The organism is Pseudomonas grimontii (genome assembly GCF_007858185.1).
Taxonomy (GTDB): Bacteria; Pseudomonadota; Gammaproteobacteria; order Pseudomonadales; family Pseudomonadaceae; genus Aquipseudomonas; species Aquipseudomonas grimontii.
In genome coordinates this window covers 583,627-603,733 of the sequence record NZ_VFES01000001.1, presented here as the reverse complement: position 1 = coordinate 603,733, position 20,107 = coordinate 583,627, and the positions used below count along the sequence as shown (strand labels likewise).

General features: G+C 60.6%; 19 protein-coding genes. 15 read left to right on the top strand and 4 right to left on the bottom strand.

Features of this window, described 5'->3' with window-relative positions; genetic code table 11:
- Positions 1-10: 10 nt before the first annotated feature.
- From FIV39_RS02895 to FIV39_RS02860, 8 genes are all read left to right on the top strand, one after another.
- Complete coding sequence (locus FIV39_RS02895; RefSeq protein WP_090408644.1) at positions 11-922, top strand: LysR family transcriptional regulator; 912 nt, start codon at positions 11-13, stop codon at positions 920-922.
- Positions 923-1,052: 130 nt separating this feature from the next.
- Positions 1,053-2,510 (top strand): gamma-aminobutyraldehyde dehydrogenase, encoded by a 1,458-nt coding sequence (locus tag FIV39_RS02890; RefSeq protein WP_186731496.1) that lies wholly within the window; start codon positions 1,053-1,055, stop codon positions 2,508-2,510.
- Between the two features lie 71 nt (positions 2,511-2,581).
- Positions 2,582-3,733 (top strand): putative ABC transporter substrate-binding protein YdcS, encoded by a 1,152-nt coding sequence (ydcS, locus tag FIV39_RS02885; protein ID WP_090408649.1) that lies wholly within the window; start codon positions 2,582-2,584, stop codon positions 3,731-3,733.
- Between the two features lie 182 nt (positions 3,734-3,915).
- Complete coding sequence (locus tag FIV39_RS02880; RefSeq protein ID WP_090408653.1) at positions 3,916-4,950, top strand: ABC transporter ATP-binding protein; 1,035 nt, start codon at positions 3,916-3,918, stop codon at positions 4,948-4,950.
- Position 4,951: 1 nt separating this feature from the next.
- Positions 4,952-5,881 (top strand): ABC transporter permease, encoded by a 930-nt coding sequence (locus FIV39_RS02875; RefSeq protein WP_090408657.1) that lies wholly within the window; start codon positions 4,952-4,954, stop codon positions 5,879-5,881.
- A complete protein-coding gene (locus FIV39_RS02870; RefSeq protein WP_090408659.1) occupies positions 5,871-6,680 on the top strand; it encodes an ABC transporter permease in 810 nt (269 codons plus the stop codon). The genes FIV39_RS02875 and FIV39_RS02870 overlap by 11 nt, the downstream gene beginning before the upstream one ends.
- A gap of 169 nt (positions 6,681-6,849) precedes the next feature.
- Positions 6,850-8,274: a gamma-aminobutyraldehyde dehydrogenase gene (locus tag FIV39_RS02865; protein ID WP_090408662.1), complete on the top strand. Its 1,425-nt coding sequence runs from the start codon at positions 6,850-6,852 to the stop codon at positions 8,272-8,274.
- 308 nt (positions 8,275-8,582) lie between these two features.
- Positions 8,583-10,208 carry a glucan biosynthesis protein D gene (locus FIV39_RS02860; RefSeq protein ID WP_065926500.1) on the top strand — a complete coding sequence of 542 codons (1,626 nt, stop codon included), beginning with the start codon at positions 8,583-8,585 and terminating at the stop codon, positions 10,206-10,208.
- Positions 10,209-10,232: 24 nt separating this feature from the next.
- Here the strand turns inward: FIV39_RS02860 and FIV39_RS02855 are convergent, their stop codons facing one another.
- The 3 genes from FIV39_RS02855 to FIV39_RS02845 all read right to left on the bottom strand — a co-directional run bounded on the left by FIV39_RS02855 (position 10,233) and on the right by FIV39_RS02845 (position 13,930).
- Complete coding sequence (locus FIV39_RS02855) at positions 10,233-10,418, bottom strand: hypothetical protein (protein ID WP_090408665.1); 186 nt, start codon at positions 10,416-10,418, stop codon at positions 10,233-10,235.
- A 267-nt stretch (positions 10,419-10,685) separates the two neighbouring features.
- Positions 10,686-11,792 (bottom strand): NADH:flavin oxidoreductase/NADH oxidase, encoded by a 1,107-nt coding sequence (locus FIV39_RS02850; protein ID WP_090408668.1) that lies wholly within the window; start codon positions 11,790-11,792, stop codon positions 10,686-10,688.
- A 236-nt stretch (positions 11,793-12,028) separates the two neighbouring features.
- The gene (locus FIV39_RS02845; RefSeq protein WP_090408671.1) at positions 12,029-13,930 is read right to left on the bottom strand and encodes a potassium transporter Kup; all 1,902 of its coding nucleotides are present in this window, start codon (positions 13,928-13,930) and stop codon (positions 12,029-12,031) included.
- 423 nt (positions 13,931-14,353) lie between these two features.
- Here FIV39_RS02845 and FIV39_RS02840 point away from each other — a divergent pair, with 423 nt between their 5' ends.
- The 7 genes from FIV39_RS02840 to tsaA all read left to right on the top strand — a co-directional run bounded on the left by FIV39_RS02840 (position 14,354) and on the right by tsaA (position 19,162).
- Positions 14,354-14,656 carry a type II toxin-antitoxin system RelE/ParE family toxin gene (locus FIV39_RS02840; RefSeq protein WP_244176414.1) on the top strand — a complete coding sequence of 101 codons (303 nt, stop codon included), beginning with the start codon at positions 14,354-14,356 and terminating at the stop codon, positions 14,654-14,656.
- A complete protein-coding gene (locus FIV39_RS02835) occupies positions 14,653-14,988 on the top strand; it encodes an addiction module antidote protein (RefSeq protein WP_090408675.1) in 336 nt (111 codons plus the stop codon). Before FIV39_RS02840 ends, FIV39_RS02835 begins: the two co-directional genes overlap by 4 nt.
- A gap of 181 nt (positions 14,989-15,169) precedes the next feature.
- Positions 15,170-16,510, top strand: coding sequence for a 30S ribosomal protein S12 methylthiotransferase RimO (gene rimO, locus FIV39_RS02830; RefSeq protein ID WP_046384502.1), 1,341 nt, complete (start codon positions 15,170-15,172; stop codon positions 16,508-16,510).
- Between the two features lie 100 nt (positions 16,511-16,610).
- Complete coding sequence (locus tag FIV39_RS02825; protein ID WP_090408678.1) at positions 16,611-17,084, top strand: GNAT family N-acetyltransferase; 474 nt, start codon at positions 16,611-16,613, stop codon at positions 17,082-17,084.
- A gap of 71 nt (positions 17,085-17,155) precedes the next feature.
- Entirely contained in the window at positions 17,156-17,866 is a 711-nt protein-coding gene (locus FIV39_RS02820) for an rRNA pseudouridine synthase (protein ID WP_027604539.1), read from the top strand.
- 68 nt (positions 17,867-17,934) lie between these two features.
- Entirely contained in the window at positions 17,935-18,396 is a 462-nt protein-coding gene (locus FIV39_RS02815; RefSeq protein ID WP_053137413.1) for a YehS family protein, read from the top strand.
- 70 nt (positions 18,397-18,466) lie between these two features.
- Positions 18,467-19,162, top strand: a complete 696-nt coding sequence (gene tsaA / locus FIV39_RS02810) for a tRNA (N6-threonylcarbamoyladenosine(37)-N6)-methyltransferase TrmO (RefSeq protein WP_090408681.1) — start codon at positions 18,467-18,469, stop codon at positions 19,160-19,162.
- Between the two features lie 147 nt (positions 19,163-19,309).
- On the opposite strand, the gene fpr is transcribed toward tsaA, so the two are convergent.
- The gene (gene fpr, locus FIV39_RS02805) at positions 19,310-20,089 is read right to left on the bottom strand and encodes a ferredoxin-NADP reductase (protein WP_024073760.1); all 780 of its coding nucleotides are present in this window, start codon (positions 20,087-20,089) and stop codon (positions 19,310-19,312) included.
- Between the last annotated feature and the right edge of the window lie 18 nt (positions 20,090-20,107).

Sequence of the window (20,107 nt, the reverse complement as noted above, 5' to 3'; positions counted from 1 at the left end):
TAATTCCAGCATGATGACCTTGCGTCAAATCCGGCATTTTATCGCCGTGGCCGAGACCGGCTCGATCTCCGCCGCCGCGCAAACCGCATTCATTTCCCAGTCCACGCTGACCCTGGCGATCCAACAACTGGAACAGGAAATCGGCGTCACCCTGTTCAACCGCCACGCCAAGGGCATGACCCTCACGCACCAGGGCCATCAGTTTTTGCGCCAGGCGCACTTGATCCTCGCCACCGTCGACAATGCCACGCGCAGCCTGCAACAGAGCACCGACCAGGTCGCCGGGCAGTTGATCATCGGCGTGACCAGCCTGGTCGCCGGCTATTACCTGGCGGATTTGCTCACTCGTTTCCAGCGTGCCTACCCCAACGTGGAAATCCGCGTGATGGAAGACGAGCGCCCGTATATCGAGCATTTGCTGGTCAGCGGTGAAATCGATGTGGGGGTGCTGATCCTCTCCAACCTCGAAGATCGCCACGCCCTGCAGACCGAGGTCCTCACCCACTCGCCCCACCGCCTGTGGCTGCCGGCACAACACCCGCTGCTGGAGCACGACAGCATCAACCTCGCCGATGTAGCAAGCGAGCCATTGATTCAACTGAACGTCGACGAAATGGGGCATAACGCCCAGCGCATGTGGGCCGGTGCCGGCCTGCAACCGCGCGTGACCCTGCGCACCGCCTCCACCGAAGCGGTGCGAAGCCTGGTGGCCGCGGGCCTGGGCGTGTCGATCCAACCGGACATGACCTACCGCCCCTGGTCCCTGGAGGGCGACATTATTGAAGCGCGGCCGATTGCCGACCTCAGCCAGACCTTGGACGTCGGCCTGGCCTGGCGTCGGGGCACGGCGCGACCGGCATTGGTGGACCCGTTCCTCACCGTCGCGCGCGAACAGCCACACCCACGCAAGCCATCTATTTAATCGAATGCTGCATTCAGTATTTAGTATTTGTTGACCTCGTGCCTGACCTCTAGTCTCTCTACCCATAGGAGAAGGTCCGGCGCCTTGTAAGAGAACGCCCATGACCACCCAAGAAAAGAGATCACGAAAAATGTCCGGCGCGCCCACCCCGCTGCTCACTGCGTTGCTGATCGACGGCGAACTGGTCCAGGGCCAGGGCGTTGCCGAGCCGATCCTCAACCCGGCCACCGGCGAAGTGCTCACCCAGATCGCCGAAGCCAGCACCGAGCAGGTCGAAAGCGCCATCCTTGCCGCCCACCGCGCCTTTACCGGTTGGTCGCGGACCACGCCGCAGCAACGCTCGAACATTCTGCTGGGCATCGCCGACGCCATCGAGAAACAAGCCGACTACCTGGCCCGCCTGGAATCGCTGAACTGCGGCAAGCCGTTGCACCTGGCGCGCCAGGACGACTTGAGCGCCACCGTCGATGTGTTCCGCTTCTTTGCCGGCGCCGTGCGCTGCCAGACCGGCCAGCTCAGCGGCGAATACCTGCCGGGCTACACCAGCATGGTGCGCCGCGATCCGATTGGCGTGGTCGCCTCGATTGCGCCGTGGAACTACCCGCTGATGATGGCCGCGTGGAAGATCGCCCCGGCGCTGGCGGCCGGTAATACCTTGGTGTTCAAGCCGTCGGAACACACGCCGCTGTCGATCCTCGCGCTGGCCCCGGTCCTAAAGGATTTGTTACCACGCGGGGTCATCAACATTCTGTGTGGCGGCGGCGAAGGCGTCGGCAGCCATTTGGTCAGCCACCCCAAAGTGCGCATGGTCTCGCTGACAGGCGACATCGTCACCGGCCAGAAAATCCTGCAAGCCGCGGCCAAGACACTCAAACGCACACACCTGGAACTGGGCGGCAAAGCGCCGGTGATCGTGTGCAACGACGCCGACCTGCACGCCGTGGTCGAAGGCGTGCGCACCTATGGCTACTACAACGCCGGCCAGGACTGCACCGCCGCGTGCCGCATCTACGCCCAGGCGGGCATCCACGACAAATTGGTCGCCGAACTGGGCGCGGCGGTCAGCAGCCTGCGTTTTGCCGGCAAGCGCGACGCCGATAACGAACTCGGCCCGCTGATCAGTACACGCCAGCGCGACCGCGTGGCCAGCTTTGTCGAACGCGCCCTCGGCCAACCGCATATCGAGCGGGTCACGGGGGCCGCCGTGCATTCCGGGGCCGGCTTCTATTACCAGCCGACACTGCTCGCCGGTTGCAAACAAAACGATGAAATTGTCCAGCGCGAAGTGTTCGGCCCGGTGGTCACCGTGACTCGCTTCGACGGACTGGAACAGGCAGTGGACTGGGCCAACGATTCCGAATACGGCCTGGCCTCCTCCGTTTGGACGCAGAACCTGGATAAGGCCATGCAGGTAGCCGCGCGCCTGCAGTACGGCTGCACCTGGATCAACAGCCATTTCATGCTGGTCAGCGAAATGCCCCACGGCGGCTTGAAGCGCTCGGGGTATGGGAAAGATCTGTCCAGCGATTCACTACAGGACTACAGCGTGGTACGCCACATCATGGCCCGCCACGGCCAGCACCTTTAAAACAACAACTAAGCTCATGCGTTACGGCTTCACACACTGCCCCGACCATAATTAAAGAAGAGGGAACCCCCATGTCCGCGCACAAGACCGCACTGCTCAGTGCCCTGACCACCGCGCTGTTGGCCAGCGTCAGTATCCAGGCCGCCGAACCGCTCAAGGCGGTGGGCGCTGGTGAAGGCCAGCTGGATATCGTCGCCTGGCCCGGCTATATCGAACGTGGCGAAAGCGACAAAGCCTACGACTGGGTCAGCGGTTTCGAGAAGGAAACCGGCTGCAAGGTCAATGTGAAAACCGCCGCCACCTCTGACGAAATGGTCAGTTTGATGGCCAAGGGCGGGTATGACCTGGTCACCGCGTCGGGCGATGCGTCGCTGCGGTTGATCGTCGGTAAGCGTGTGCAGCCGATCAACACCGCGCTGATCCCTAACTGGAAGAACATTGACCCACGCCTTAAAGATGCGCCGTGGTACGTGGTCGGCCAACAAACCTACGGCACCCCGTACCAGTGGGGCCCGAACGTGCTGATGTATAACACCAACGTGTTCAAGACCGCGCCCACCAGTTGGAACGTGCTGTTCGATGCGCAGAACCTGCCGGACGGCAAGCCGAACAAAGGTCGCGTGCAGGCCTATGACGGTCCGATCTACATCGCCGATGCGGCGCTGTACCTCAAGAGCACCAAGCCGGAACTGGGCATCCAGAGCCCCTATGAACTGACCGAAACCCAGTACAAGGCCGTGCTCGACCTGCTGCGCGCCCAGCAACCGTTGATCCACCGCTACTGGCACGACACCACCGTGCAAATGAGCGACTTCAAGAACGAAGGCGTGGTCGCCTCCAGCGCCTGGCCGTATCAGGTCAACGGCCTGCAAAACGAGAAGCAGCCAATTGCCTCGACCATCCCCAAGGAAGGCGCCACCGGCTGGGCCGACACCACCATGTTGCACAGCGAGGCCAAGCACCCCAACTGCGCCTACAAGTGGATGGACTGGTCGCTGCAGCCGAAGGTCCAGGGCGATGTCGCCGCCTGGTTCGGATCGCTGCCGGCGGTGCCTGCGGCCTGTAAGGAAAGCGAACTGCTCGGCGCCGAGGGTTGCAAGACCAACGGGTTCGACCAGTTCGACAAGATCGCCTTCTGGAAAACCCCGCAGGCTGAGGGCGGCAAGTTCGTGCCGTACAGCCGCTGGACCCAGGATTACATCGCGATCATGGGCGGGCGCTAAGCCATCTGACCCTCAGGGGCCGCTTCGCGGCCCAACGCAGCCTCGTGCCTCGGCAGCTGCTACGGATCTTTACTGCTCCTACACCGTTGGTAGGAGCTGTCGAGTGAAACGAGGCTGCGATTTCTGAGCACCTCCTACGATTTTATTTTTATCCAAAACGCGCCTTTTTGGAGCACCGCCCCATGACGCTTGCAGTCCAATTCACCCACGTTTCCCGTCAATTCGGCGAAGTGAAAGCCGTTGACCGGGTTTCCATCGATATTCAGGACGGCGAGTTCTTTTCCATGCTCGGCCCATCCGGCTCGGGCAAGACCACCTGCCTGCGCCTGATCGCCGGCTTCGAACAGCCGAGCGCAGGTTCGATCCGGATTCATGGCGAGGAAGCCGCCGGCTTGCCGCCGTATCAGCGTGATGTAAACACTGTGTTCCAGGATTACGCGCTGTTCCCCCATATGAATGTGCGCGACAACGTCGCCTATGGCCTCAAGGTCAAAGGCGTGGGCAAGACCGAACGCCGCAACCGCGCCGAAGAAGCCCTGGCGATGGTGGCCCTCGGCGGCTATGGCGAGCGCAAGCCGGTGCAGCTCTCCGGCGGCCAACGCCAACGGGTGGCCCTGGCCCGCGCACTGGTCAATCGCCCGCGCGTGTTGCTGTTGGACGAACCGTTGGGCGCCCTCGACCTCAAGCTGCGCGAACAAATGCAAAGCGAGCTGAAGAAACTGCAACGCCAGCTCGGCATTACCTTTATCTTCGTCACTCACGACCAGACCGAAGCGCTGTCGATGTCCGACCGTGTGGCGGTGTTCAACAAAGGCCGTATCGAACAGGTCGACACCCCGCGCAACCTGTACATGAAACCGGCCACCGCGTTCGTCGCCGAGTTCGTCGGCACCTCCAATGTGATTCGCGGTGAACTGGCCCAGCGCCTCAGCGGCAGCGTGCAGCCGTTCTCGATTCGCCCGGAGCACGTACGTTTTGCCGAGGGCCCGCTGGGCGCTGGCGAAGTGGAAATCAGCGGCTTGCTGCACGACATCCAGTACCAAGGCAGTGCCACCCGCTATGAACTGAAACTGGAAAACGGCCAGGCGCTGAATATCAGCCAGGCCAACAACCAGTGGCTGGACATCAGCAGCGGCCATCAGGTCGGCCAGTCCATTACCGCCCGTTGGGCACGGGAAGCCATGACGCTGCTGAATGAAAGCACAGGCGAGGTGTGACATGAGCCTGGCCCTTTCCCAACCGCCGATGCGCAGGTTTTCCAACCTGCTGTACCGCAAGCCCAACCTTTACCTGGCGATGCTGCTGATACCGCCGCTGATCTGGTTCGGCGCGATCTACCTGGGTTCGTTACTGACCCTGCTGTGGCAAGGCTTCTATACCTTTGACGATTTCACCATGGCAGTCACGCCGGACCTGACCCTGGCCAACTTCGCCGCGCTGTTCCAGCCGTCGAACTTCGACATCATCCTGCGCACCCTGAGCATGGCGATTGTGGTGTCGATCGCCAGCGCCATCGTCGCCTTCCCCATCGCCTACTACATGGCGCGCTACACCACGGGCAAGACCAAGGCGTTTTTCTATATCGCGGTGATGATGCCGATGTGGGCCAGCTATATCGTCAAGGCCTATGCCTGGACCTTGCTGCTGGCCAAGGGCGGCGTGGCGCAATGGTTCGTGCAGCACCTGGGCCTGGAGCCGGTGTTGCAGTTCGTGCTGGGCATTCCCGGCGTGGGCGGCAGCACCTTGAGCACCTCGCACCTGGGGCGCTTCATGGTGTTCGTCTACATCTGGCTGCCCTTCATGATCCTGCCAATCCAGGCCTCGCTGGAGCGTTTGCCGCCGTCGCTGCTGCAAGCCTCGGCCGATCTGGGCGCCAAGCCACGCCAGACTTTCATGCAGGTGATTCTGCCGCTGTCGGTGCCGGGGATTGCCGCCGGTTCGATCTTCACGTTTTCGCTGACCCTGGGCGACTTCATCGTGCCGCAATTGGTGGGCCCGCCGGGCTACTTCGTCGGCGGCATGGTGTACGCCCAGCAAGGTGCCATCGGCAATATGCCCATGGCGGCGGCGTTCACCCTGGTGCCGATCGTGCTGATCGCGGTTTACCTGTCCATCGTCAAACGCCTGGGGGCCTTCGATGCACTCTGACAAATCCAGTTTGAGTTTGAAGATCGCAGCCTGGGGTGGGTTGGTGTTTCTCCATTTCCCGATCCTGATCATCTTCCTCTACGCCTTCAACACCGAAGAAGCCGCGTTCAGCTTTCCGCCCCAGGGCTTTACCCTGAAGTGGTTCAACGTGGCCTTCGCCCGGCCGGACGTGCTGGAAGCGATCAAGCTGTCGCTGCAGATCGCCGCCATCGCCACCCTGATTGCCATGGTGCTTGGCACCCTGGCTTCGGCGGCACTGTATCGCCGCGAGTTCTTCGGCAAGCAAGGCGTGTCGTTGATGCTGATCCTGCCGATTGCGCTGCCGGGGATCATCACCGGTATCGCCTTGCTGGCGACCTTCAAGACCCTGGGCATTGAGCCGGGGATGTTCACCATCATCGTCGGCCACGCGACCTTCTGCGTGGTGATCGTCTATAACAACGTGATCGCCCGTCTGCGCCGCACCTCCCACAGCCTGATCGAAGCCTCCATGGATCTGGGCGCCGACGGCTGGCAGACCTTCCGCTACATCATCATGCCCAACCTCGGCTCGGCATTGCTGGCCGGCGGCATGCTGGCGTTTGCGCTGTCATTCGACGAAATCATCGTCACCACCTTCACCGCTGGCCACGAACGTACGTTGCCGCTGTGGCTGCTCAACCAGTTGAGCCGGCCACGGGATGTGCCGGTGACCAACGTAGTCGCGATGCTGGTGATGCTGGTAACGATGTTCCCGATCCTGGGTGCCTATTACCTGACCCGCGGCGGTGAAAGCGTGGCGGGGAGTGGTGGTAAATAATTTTTTATTGAAGACACCGAGCTCAAATGTGGGAGGGGGCTTGCTCCCGATAGCAGTGTGTCAGTTGTAGATGATGTGACTGAAAGACTGTCATCGGGAGCAAGCCCCCTCCCACATTCAAAGCCGGTTTACTCAGTGACATAACGATCGCTTTTTGGAGGACTGAACCATGCAAACCAAACTCTTGATCAACGGCCACCTGGTCGAAGGCGAAGGCCCGGCGCAAGCGGTGTTCAACCCCGCACTCGGCCGCGTGCTGGTGGAAATCAACGAAGCCAGCGAAGCCCAGGTGGATGCCGCGGTGCGCGCCGCCGATGCGGCCTTCGAAGGCTGGTCGCAAACCGCGCCCAAGGATCGCTCGCTGCTGCTGCTGAAACTGGCCGACGTGATCGAAGCCCATGGCGAAGAGCTGGCCAAGCTGGAATCGGACAACTGTGGCAAACCCTACAGCGCCGCGCTGAACGACGAGATCCCGGCGATTGCCGACGTGTTCCGCTTCTTTGCCGGCGCCAGCCGCTGCATGAGCGGTTCGGCCGGTGGTGAATACCTGCCTGGCCACACCTCGATGATCCGGCGCGACCCGGTGGGCGTGATCGCGTCCATTGCACCGTGGAACTACCCGCTGATGATGGTCGCCTGGAAAATTGCGCCGGCCCTGGCCGCGGGTAATACCGTGGTGCTCAAGCCGTCGGAACAAACCCCGCTGACCGCGTTGCGTATGGTCGAGCTGGCGTCGGAGATTTTCCCGGCCGGCGTACTCAACCTGGTGTTCGGCCGTGGGCCTACCGTGGGCAGCCCGCTGGTGAGCCATCCGAAAGTGCGCATGGTGTCGTTGACCGGCTCCATCGCCACCGGCGCGAATATCATCTCCAGCACCGCCGACAGCGTGAAGCGCATGCACATGGAGTTGGGTGGCAAGGCACCCGTGATCATCTTCAACGACGCGGATATCGATGCGGCGGTGGAAGGCATTCGTACCTTTGGCTTCTACAACGCGGGTCAGGACTGCACTGCCGCGTGCCGCATCTATGCCCAGGCGGACATCTACGACGCCTTTGTCGAGAAGCTCGGCGCAGCGGTCGCCAGCATCAAGTACGGTTTGCAGGATGACCCGACCACCGAACTGGGCCCATTGATCACCGCGCAACACCGCGACCGTGTCGCCGGGTTTGTCGAACGCGCCGTGGCGCAGCCGCATATCCGCCTGGTCACCGGTGGCAAGGCGGTGGAAGGCAATGGCTTCTTCTTTGAGCCAACCGTACTGGCCGATGCGCAACAGGATGACGAGATCGTGCGCCGCGAGGTGTTCGGGCCGGTGGTGTCGGTGACCAAGTTCACCGATGAGGCGCAAGTATTGGGCTGGGCCAATGATTCGGACTACGGGTTGGCGTCGTCCGTATGGACCGCCGACGTAGGACGCGCCCACCGCCTGGCCGCGCGCCTGCAGTACGGCTGCACCTGGGTGAATACCCATTTCATGCTCGTCAGCGAAATGCCTCACGGTGGTCAGAAACTGTCGGGGTATGGCAAGGATATGTCCATGTACGGCTTGGAGGACTACACCACGGTTCGGCATGTGATGTTCAAGCACTGACGCTTTTGGCAACGGGCCTGCTCGCGATAGCGATTTATCTGTACCCACGCTATCGCAGGCAAGCCCGCACACATTTGATCTTCATAATGTTCAAGTACCGTGTTCACCTGTAGAGCCGGAAACGTCTTGTTTCATATGCAGCGCTATCACCCAGCCATCAATCAATTTTCCTACACCATCGAACCGCTTAAGCTATCCGGCGTCTGTTTAATGTCCGTTGTGTTTGGCCGAAGGCATGTCCGAACCGTAATTTCTGATCCAGCACGTGCCAGGAACGGCGCGGGATTTGCTCACGACAGGTTGTCTCTATGCACCGCAGGAATTTACTCAAAGCGTCCATGGCCATTGCGGCTTATACCGGTTTGTCGGCCAGCGGCCTGCTTGCCGCGCAGGCCTGGGCCGGTAACCGAGCCGCCGATGGCAAAGCCGTGGCGTTCGATTTTGAAACGCTCAAGGCCCAGGCCAAACAGCTCGCCGGGACCGCGTATAAAGACACCAAGCAGGTGCTGCCGCCGACCCTGGCGACCATGACTCCGCAGAATTTCAATGCCATCGGCTACGACGGCAACCATTCGCTGTGGAAAGAATTGAACGGCCAACTCGACGTGCAGTTCTTCCACGTCGGCATGGGCTTCAAGACGCCGGTGCGCATGCACAGCGTCGACCCCAAGACCCGTGAAGCCCGTGAGGTGCATTTCCGCCCTTCGCTGTTCAACTATGAAAAAACCACCGTCGATACCAAACAGCTGACCGGCGACTTGGGTTTCTCCGGCTTCAAGCTGTTCAAGGCGCCGGAACTGGATCGCCATGACGTGCTGTCGTTTCTCGGCGCCAGCTACTTCCGTGCGGTGGATTCCACCGGCCAGTACGGCCTTTCCGCACGTGGCCTGGCGATTGATACCTACGCGAAAAAACGCGAAGAGTTCCCCGACTTCACGCAGTTCTGGTTCGAGACCCCGGACAAGAACGCGACTCGCTTTGTGGTCTACGCCCTGCTCGACTCGCCGAGCGCCACCGGTGCTTATCGCTTCGATATCGACTGCCAGGCCAACCAAGTGGTGATGGCCATCGACGCCAACATCAATGCACGTACCGCCATCGAACAGTTGGGCATCGCCGCCATGACCAGCATGTTCAGTTGCGGCACCCACGAGCGCCGCATGTGCGACACCATCCACCCACAGATCCACGATTCGGACCGCCTGGCGATGTGGCGTGGCAATGGCGAGTGGATTTGCCGCCCGTTGAATAACCCGGCCAAGCTGCAGTTCAACGCGTTCGCCGACACCGACCCGAAAGGTTTCGGCCTGGTGCAGACCGACCATGAGTTCGCCAGCTACCAGGACACGGTCGACTGGTACAGCAAACGCCCAAGCCTGTGGGTCGAACCCACCACCGCCTGGGGCGAGGGCTCGATCGACCTGTTGGAAATTCCCACCACTGGCGAGACCCTGGACAACATCGTGGCCTTCTGGACCCCGAAAAAGCCCGTGGCGGCCGGCGATTCACTCAACTATGGCTACAAGCTGTACTGGAGCGCCCTGCCCCCGGTCAGCACGCCGCTGGCACAAGTCGACGCGACCCGTTCCGGCATGGGTGGCTTTACCGAAGGTTGGGCACCGGGCGAGCACTACCCGCCGGTGTGGGCGCGTCGGTTTGCCGTGGACTTCAAGGGCGGCGGCCTGGACCGCCTGCCAGCCGGCACCGGCATTGAGCCAGTGGTGACCTGCTCCCACGGCGAAGTGAAAGACTTCAGCGTGCTGGTGCTCGACAACATCAAGGGCTACCGCATTCTGTTCGACTGGTACCCGACCAGCGACAGCGTGGAGCCGGTGGAACTGCGGCTGTTTATCCGCACCCAGGACCGCACCTTGAGTGAAACCTGGTTGTACCAGTATTTCCCGCCCGCGCCGGAGCAGCGTAAGTACACCTGACAACCTGGCAGGGGCGGTGCGGCATCAAAACCGCGACACACTCTTCATCGCCCCAATCAGATACCGCATCGCCACCTGATCGCTTTCGGTCAGGGCGCGATACTGCGCCAGTAACTCGGCTTCGTCCGAACTCAACCTGCGACCACGCAATGACACCCTGCGGCTGAAAAAAGACGCCACCGCACCCGCTACACCATAGGACTTGGCCATGGACTGTTACTCCTGATATCGATCAAAGACTCCTGTGCCCACAAACCGTTTCCCGTGGAGCGCAATGCCCCCGTGGACAAACAGACTGACTCCCTGGGCCAGAAATCAGTCCTATCCTAAGCGTAGAAACAATCTCGTTACGTGTGGGATTTTTTTAGAGCATTCACTTAAAAAATCACTTCGGTAACAAATACCTACAACCCCATCCCACAGCAGGCAAAAAAAACCCACCGGCTCAAGGTGGGTTTCGATGGCGCTGGTGCAGGATCAATCCTTCAAGTCAGACTCATGAATCGGTTGGTCCCGATGGGTCGCCCGTTGGTACTGAGCCGGCCAAATGGCCTTGCGTCCGCCCAGATCATCATCGGCATGCAACGGCCAGTAGGGATCACGCAGCAGTTCACGGGCCAGGAAGATGATGTCGGCCTGGCAGGTACGCAGGATGTGCTCGGCCTGGGCCGGTTCGGTGATCATGCCGACGGTGCCGGTGGCGATGCCCGACTCCTTGCGTACACGCTCGGCGAAGCGCGTCTGGTAACCGGGGCCGGTAGGGATTTCGGCGTTGGCGGCAGTGCCACCGGAGGACACGTCGATCAGGTCCACGCCCAGGTCTTTGAGACGGCGCGCCAGTTCTACGGTTTCATCGGGGTTCCAGCCGTCTTCCACCCAATCGGTGGCCGACACCCGCACGAACAGCGGCAGCTCCTGGGGCCAGACTTCGCGCACCGCTTCGGTCACTTGCAGAACCAGGCGGATACGGTTCTCGAAGGAGCCGCCGTACTGGTCCTGACGCTGGTTGCTGATGGGCGAGAGGAATTGATGCAGCAGGTAACCATGCGCGGCGTGGATTTCCACCACTTCAAACCCGGCGGTCAGGGCTCGCCTGGCAGCGGCGACAAAGTCGGCGATCACCTGCTGGATCTGCGCCTCATCCAATGGCTTGGGCGGCGTGTGTTGCGGGTCAAAGGCAATCGGCGACGGCCCCACCGGCACCCAGCCACCGTCTTGCGGCTTGACGCTGCCGTGCTTGCCGATCCATGGCCGGTGGGTGCTGGCCTTGCGCCCGGCATGGGCCAATTGGATGCCCGCCACTGCGCCCTGGGCGGCGATAAAGCGCGTGATGCGTTGCAGGGGAGCGATCTGCTCGTCGTTCCACAGGCCCAGGTCTTCGGCCGTGATGCGGCCATCGGCGGTCACGGCGGTGGCTTCGGTGAATATCAGCCCGGCGCCACCAACCGCACGGCTGCCGAGGTGGACCAGGTGCCAGTCGTTGGCCAAGCCATCGACACTTGAGTACTGGCACATCGGCGACACGGCGATGCGGTTGAGCAGGGTCAATTGGCGCAGGGTATAGGGTTCGAGCAGCTGACTCATGGCGCACCTCTTCTTGGCTTTTGGGCACTTTTGTAGGAGCGAGCTTGCTCGCGAAGGCTTCATAGGCGCCGCGCTTATCCAAGATTAACGCGTTACCGTGACGTTTTTTGCGGGCAAGGACTAGGCGTCCCCCCCGCTCCTACACAACAGTGCTTAGAGCCTAGTCGACAACAGTGGATTGCACAGGGTTCAGACGCAAAGCGGGAGCCGATTGCCGGCTCCCGTACCGCAGAGGCTTACATTTCGACCTGGGTGCCCAGCTCGATCACCCGGTTGACCGGAAGCTTGAAGAACCGCAGGTTGCCGTTGGCGTTCTTGAGCATGAAGGCAAACAACGCTTCGCGCCAACGCGCCATGCCCTTGATGCGGGAGGCGATGACTGTTTCACGGCTGAGGAAGTACGTGGTCCGCATCGGACTGAAATCCAGGCCTTCCAAATGGCACAGCTTCAAGGCTTCGGGCACGTCCGGCTCATCGGTAAAGCCGAAGTGCAGGATCACGCGGAAGAACCCTTCGCCGTAGGAATCCACCTCGAAGCGCCGTGAGGCCGGGACACGCGGGATGTCTTCGTAGACCACCGTCAGCAACACCACCTGTTCATGCAGCACCTGGTTATGCAGCAGGTTGTGCAACAGCGCATGGGGCACGGCGTCCGGGCGCGCGGTGAGGAACACCGCCGTGCCCTGCACGCGATGCGGCGGCTGCACGCGGATGCTGCTGATGAAGATCGGCAACGGCAGGCCACCTTCGTCGAGGCGGTCCACCAGCAATTGCTTGCCGCGCTTCCAGGTAGTCATCAGCACGAACAGCACAATCCCCGCGATCACCGGGAAGGCGCCGCCCTGGATGATCTTCGGCACGTTGGCCGCGAAGTACAGGCCGTCGACCAACAGACAGCAGACCAGGACTGGCACAGCCAGGATGGGTGGCCATTTCCACAGCAACAGCATGACTGCCGACACCAGGATTGTGGTCATCAGCATGGTTCCCGTCACGGCCACGCCGTAGGCCGACGCCAGTGCGTTGGAGGACTCGAAGCCCAGCACCAGCAGGATCACGCCGACCATCAGCGACCAGTTCACCGCACCGATATAGATCTGACCCTGTTCGGCGCTTGAGGTGTGCTGGATATGCATGCGCGGGATATAACCCAGCTGGATCGCCTGGCGCGTCAACGAGAACGCACCGGAAATCACCGCCTGGGACGCAATCACCGTGGCCAGGGTGGACAACACCACCAGCGGGATCAACGCCCAACTCGGCGCCAGCAGGTAGAACGGGTTGCGCGCGGCTTCCGGGTCGCCCAGCAGCATGGCGCCCTGGCCAAAATAGTTGAGCACCAGCGCCGGCAACACCAGGATGAACCAGGCGCGGGCAATGGGTTTGCGGCCAAAGTGGCCCATGTCGGCGTACAGCGCCTCGGCACCGGTCAACGCCAGCACGACCGCGCCGAGGATCGCCACGCCAATGCCAGGGTGGGCCTCGAAGAAACGCACGCCCCACATCGGGTTCAGGGCATGGAGCACTTCAGGGTGCAGGGTAATGCCATACACGCCGAGGCCACCGAGCACCAGGAACCAGGTCACCATCACCGGCCCGAACAGCTTGCCGATGCGGTCGGTGCCGTGCTTCTGGATCAGGAACAGCGCCACCAGCACCACCAAAGCGATCGGCACCACCCATTTTTCCAGGCCGTCGAACGCCAGTTCCAGGCCTTCAATGGCGGACAACACGGAAATCGCCGGGGTGATCATGCTGTCGCCATAGAACAGCGCCGCGCCGCACAGGCCGCACACCACGAGGAAACTGCGTAACTTCTTACGCTCCCCCGCCGCCCGGCGCGCCAACGCAGTCAGGGCCATGATGCCGCCTTCGCCTTGGTTGTCGGCGCGCAGCACAAACAGCATGTACTTGATCGACACCACCCAGATCAACGACCAGAAGATCAGCGCCAGGATCCCCAGTACGCCGTCATGGTTGACCTGCACCCCATAACCACCGTTGAACACCTCTTTGAGGGTGTAGAGCGGGCTGGTCCCGATATCGCCGTAAACCACCCCGACCGCTGCCACCAGCATGCCAATCGGCTTTGCATTTGAATGCTCGGCACCTGCTGCCTGACTACTTGCCTGACCCATCAACCACTCCTGCCCTTTGACCTGAGGTCTCTTATAAACAACGCGCCTAAGCTGACCCTAGCATGCGCTGTTTTACTTCTCGTAACAGACGTTTTATTGACCCAAGGGTTTTACCCATGCGCAACGGCGCGAAGCATAGCGCAGCACTCGGCGTATTTCCCTGCTCAAGTGATTCGGGTCTCATTTACTGCATTCATTAATGGAGAGGTCACAGCATTTTGGAGCCTTTTTGCCTGCATTGATCACACGTACGGCCAACCGTATATTCGGGCCCAGCTCAGTCGTGCTGCCTTGCCGGTGTAAGCGCAAACGCACAGGCCAACTTACCTGATCAATAAAGTCGCGCCCTGCATGGCGTGTCCAGTCGATATACAAACTCAATCGCCTCCATGTCTCTTTTAAGGTACATTTCTCATGTAGGAAGTGAAACACGTATTGTCAGTCAACGGCGTGGACATCTACCAAGCCTGGCTAGACACGCGTTCAAAAGCAAGAATCACCACCAGAGTGGACCGAGCGTCCCTTGGTCACTTTGGCGTTACCGAGCCGGTGGGTGATGGGGTCTTTGAGATGAAACTCGACTTCGGACCTGGGTTTCGCGTGTATTACGCGATTAAGGATAGGAACATTGTTTTCCTGTTGGGCGGTGGTTCAAAAGCCAGACAGCAGAACGACATCGATCAGGCAAAGGCGCTATGGAAATCTTACAAGGATCAGCAAAAATGACCATTCGTACCCGCCCTCATGAAGACAGCGTTCTTGAAATGCTTCGAGACGACGAAGCATTTGCCCTCGACTATCTATCTGTCGCGCTTGAGGAAATCGATGAAGCAGGGGGAGAGGACGCCTTCCTTGTCGCTATCCGTAGAGTGGCAGAAGCGCGTGGCGGCATGCTCAGCTTGTCGCAGAGCACCGGGCTCAATAGAGCTAATCTCTACAGATCCATCGCTGTCGGCGGCGACCCGAAGCTTTCAACCCTGCTGAAAGTGCTTCAGGCGTTAGGTGTGGGCATGTCTAAAGTTGTATCGCACCGTACAGAGCAAGACCTACGGGCTTAAGATCGTGGCAAGGGCTTTGTGAATTGGCCAGCAAAGCACTCGTCGCATTTCCCCGCATAAAGCTGGTCAAGTGCGTTGCCCGTCGCTAGAATTGCGCACTTTTTGATCAGAGGCGCACCAAGCGCCCGTCCGCAGCCCTGTCGTGCCTGACTGGCGGCGTCATTCAATACCGAGGTTAGACATGTCCACCACCATCGCAAAAGCCAACCCCAAGGTTGGCTTTGTTTCCCTGGGTTGCCCGAAGGCTCTCGTCGATTCCGAGCGCATCCTCACGCAACTGCGTATGGAAGGCTATGACGTTGTGTCCACTTACCAGGACGCCGATGTGGTGGTGGTCAACACCTGCGGCTTCATCGACTCGGCCAAGGCAGAGTCCCTGGAAGTGATCGGCGAAGCGATCAAGGAAAACGGCAAGGTCATCGTGACCGGCTGCATGGGTGTGGAAGAAGGCAATATCCGCAACGTGCACCCAAGCGTGCTGGCCGTGACCGGCCCGCAGCAGTACGAGCAGGTGGTCAATGCCGTGCACCAGGTGGTGCCGCCGCGCCAGGATCACAACCCGCTGATCGACCTGGTGCCGCCGCAAGGCATCAAGCTGACCCCGCGCCACTATGCGTACCTGAAGATTTCCGAAGGCTGCAACCACAGCTGCAGCTTCTGCATCATCCCGTCGATGCGCGGCAAGCTGGTCAGCCGTCCGGTGGGTGATGTACTCGACGAGGCCCAGCGCCTGGTCAAATCCGGCGTCAAAGAGCTGCTGGTGATCTCCCAGGACACCAGCGCCTACGGCGTCGACGTGAAATACCGCACCGGCTTCTGGAACGGCGCGCCGGTGAAAACCCGCATGACCGAACTCTGCGAAGCCCTCAGCAGCCTGGGCGTGTGGGTGCGCCTGCACTACGTCTACCCGTACCCGCACGTGGACGAGCTGATCCCGTTGATGGCCGCCGGCAAGATCCTGCCGTACCTGGACATCCCGTTCCAGCACGCCAGCCCGAAAGTGCTGAAGGCGATGAAACGCCCGGCCTTCGAAGACAAGACCCTGGCGCGTATCAAGAACTGGCGCGAGATCTGCCCCGAGCTGATCATCCGTTCGACCTTTATCGTCGGCTTCCCCGGCGAAACCGAAGAAGACTTCCAGTACCTGCTGGACTGGCTGACCGAAGCGCAACTGGACCGTGTGGGCTGCTTCCAGTACTCGCCAGTGGAAGGTGCCCCGGCCAACCTGCTGGACTTGGCCGTGGTCCCGGATGACGTCAAGCAGGACCGTTGGGAGCGCTTCATGGCGCACCAACAGGCAATCAGCTCGGCGCGCCTGCAACTGCGTATCGGCAAGGAAATCGAAGTGCTGATCGACGAAGTCGACGAGCAAGGCGCAGTCGGCCGTTGCTTCTTCGATGCACCGGAAATCGACGGTAACGTGTTTATCGACGATGCCAGCGGCTTGAAGCCGGGTGACAAGGTCTGGTGCACCGTGACCGACGCTGATGAATACGATCTGTGGGCGGAAAAGCGCGACTGATCAAAAAAACTTGAAAAGCCCTGCCTCTGGACAAGATGCGGGGCTTTTTTAGGTCTATTGTTTTGCCCATCAGCACCCATCATGGCAAGGGGCAGCGGGCATGCGCCAGCATTCGGTTATCCACACACCTAAAACCAGCGACTACGCCGAGTTGGCGCGCATCTGGGAGGACTCGGTGCGGGCCACCCATGACTTTTTGCCGGACAGTTACATCGTATTGCTGAAAAACCTGGTGCTGACCCGCTACCTGGATTCGGTGATGCTGATCTGCACCCGTGACTCGCGCCAACGCATTACCGGGTTTGCCGGGGTGGCGTGCGGTAAAGTGGAGATGCTGTTTATCGACCCGCAGCACCGCGGCCAGGGACTCGGCCGGCAGTTACTGCGCTATGCAATCGAAAGCATGAACGCTGACGAACTGGACGTTAACGAGCAGAATCCCCAGGCCCTGGGGTTCTATTTCAGGCAGGGTTTCGAAGTGGTCGGACGCACCGAACATGACGGCCTCGGGCAGCCTTATCCGTTGCTGCACCTGCGCTTGCGCCAGCAACAACAAAACGCCCGCCAAGGCTAAATGAAATGGGGCCGGGATTAACCGCGCCCACACAGGTACAATAGCCGCCCCCTTTTGTTACGGCCCTTGTCATGACTGACCCCATACGCCTCTCCAAACGCCTTATCGAACTGGTCGGTTGCTCCCGTCGGGAGGCTGAGCTGTTTATCGAAGGCGGCTGGGTCTCGGTGGACGGTGAAGTGATCGACGAGCCGCAATTCAAGATCACCACCCAGAAGGTCGAACTGGACCCAGAGGCCAAGGCCACCGCGCCAGAGCCGGTGACCATCCTGTTCCACGCCCCGGTTGGTGTAGATGCAGAGACGGCAATGGCCTCGATCAGCGCCGAAACCCTCTCCGAAGAACACCGCTTCAGCAAGCGTCCGCTCAAGGGCCATTTCCTGCGCCTGACCGCCAGCGCCGACCTGCAAGCCAAGGCCAGCGGCCTGTTGGTGTTTACACAGGACTGGAAGATTCTGCGCAAGTTGACCGCCGATGCCGCCAAGATCGAGCAGGAATACGTGGTAGAGGTTGAAGGCGACATGGTTGCCCACGGCCTCAACCGCCTGAACCACGGCCTGACCTACAAAGGCAAAGAGCTGCCAGCCGTAAAAGCCAGCTGGCAGAACGAAAATCGCCTGCGCTTTGCGATGAAAAATCCGCAACCGGGCGTGATCGCCCTGTTCTGCGAAGCCGTTGGCCTGAAAGTCGTTGCCATCCGCCGCATTCGCATCGGCGGCGTGTCCATCGGCAAAGTGCCGGTCGGCCAATGGCGTTACCTGTCCGGCAAAGAGAAGTTCTAAGCCGCCTCCCCTTTCCAGGCTCCGCCCCACCCGGCGGCGCCCACCGTTGAAAACCAGGATTGCCCACCATGATTCACAACGACGTACTGCGCAGCGTGCGCTACATGCTCGACATCAGCGACAACAAGATGGTCGAGCTTATCAAGCTCGGCGGCATGGACGTGACCAAGGAAGACCTGCTGACTTATCTCAAGAAAGATGAGGAAGAAGGTTTTGTGTTCTGCCCGGATGACGTCATGGCCCACTTCCTCGACGGCCTGGTGATTTTCAAGCGCGGCAAGGACGAAAGCCGTCCGCCGCAACCGATCGAAACCCCGGTGACCAACAACATCATCCTCAAGAAGCTGCGCGTGGCCTTCGAACTGAAGGAAGACGACATGCACGCCATCCTCAAGGCGGCCGAATTCCCGGTGTCCAAGCCTGAGCTGAGCGCGCTGTTCCGCAAGTTCGGCCACACCAACTACCGCACCTGTGGCGACCAGTTGCTGCGCAACTTCCTCAAAGGCCTGACGCTGCGCGTCAGAGCTTAAGAACAGCCATAAGCTTCAAGCTGCAAGTTAAAAGCTTGTGGCTTGCGGCTTGCAACTTGAGGCTCCAGTAATGGCCTACCAGGTCTCGCCCGTCGGCTTCGTACGCTCCTGCTTCAAGGAAAAGTTCGCCATCCCGCGCCAACCGCAACTGGCGCCCGCCGCGCGGGGCGTGCTGGAGTTGGTGGCACCGTTCGATCAGGGCGAGGCGGTACAGGGCCTGGAGCAGGTCAGCCACGTGTGGCTGTTGTTTCTGTTCCACCAGGCCCTGGAAGACAAGCCCCGCCTGAAAGTGCGCCCACCACGCCTGGGCGGCAACACGTCCATGGGCGTGTTTGCGACCCGCGCGACGCATCGGCCCAACGGGATTGGCCAGTCCGTGGTCAAGCTGGACAAGGTGGAGCCAGGCCGGCTGTGGATTTCCGGGATCGATTTGCTCGATGGCACACCGGTGTTGGACATCAAGCCGTATGTGCCCTACGCCGACATCATCGACACCGCCACCAACAGCATCGCCAGTGGTGCGCCGCAGCTGATTCCCGTGCAGTGGCTGAAGACGGCGTTGCAGCAGGCACAAGGCCACGCACAGCGCCTTGGGGAGCCGTTGGTGGAGTTGATCGATCAGTGTCTGGCCCAGGATCCACGGCCGGCATACCAGACGCCAGGGCCCGAGCGCGAATACGGGGCACAGTTCTGGGATGTGGATGTGCGCTGGCACTATCCTGAGGCTGGAATGATTTGTGTGCTGGAAGTGGTTCCAGCTGCATAAACCGGAAACCAAATGTGGGAGGGGGCTTGCCCCCGATGGCAGTGGGTCAGTCGACATGCAAGTTGACTGAAACACCGCCATCGGGGGCAAGCCCCCTCCCACATTTAGATCTTCTCTATTGCCCAGTCAGCACATGGCCTGACTGCTTTACTTCTCGACGAACGCGCGCTCGATCAAGTAATCACCCGGTTCACGCATGCGTGGCGAAACCTTCAGGCCGAAGCTGTTCAGCACTTCACTGGTCTCATCCAACATGCTTGGGCTGCCGCACAACATGGCGCGGTCGTCCTCGGGGTTGATCGGCGGCAGGCCGATGTCGCGGAACAGCTTGCCGCTGCGCATCAGGTCGGTCAGGCGGCCTTCGTTTTCGAACGGCTCGCGGGTCACTGTCGGGTAGTAGATCAACTTTTCACGCAGGGCTTCGCCGAAGAACTCGTTCTGCGGCAGGTGCTCGGTAATGAATTCGCGGTAGGCGACTTCGTTGACGTAACGCACGCCGTGGCACAGGATCACTTTTTCGAAACGCTCGTAGGTTTCCGGGTCCTGGATCACGCTCATGAACGGAGCAAGGCCGGTACCGGTGCTGAGCAGGTACAGGTGTTTGCCCGGCTTCAAATCGTCAAGCACCAGGGTGCCTGTCGGTTTTTTGCTGATGATGATCTCGTCGCCTTCCTTCAAGTGCTGCAATTGGGAAGTCAGCGGGCCATCCGGGACCTTGATGCTGAAGAACTCCAGATGCTCTTCCCAGTTCGGGCTGGCAATGGAGTAAGCGCGCATGAGCGGGCGGCCGTTGGGCTGTTGCAGGCCGATCATCACGAACTGACCGTTCTCGAAGCGCAGGCCCGGATCGCGGGTGCACTTGAAGCTGAACAGAGTGTCGTTCCAGTGATGAACACTGAGGACACGCTCGTGGTTCATGTTGCTCATGTACGGGGGACTCCTGGA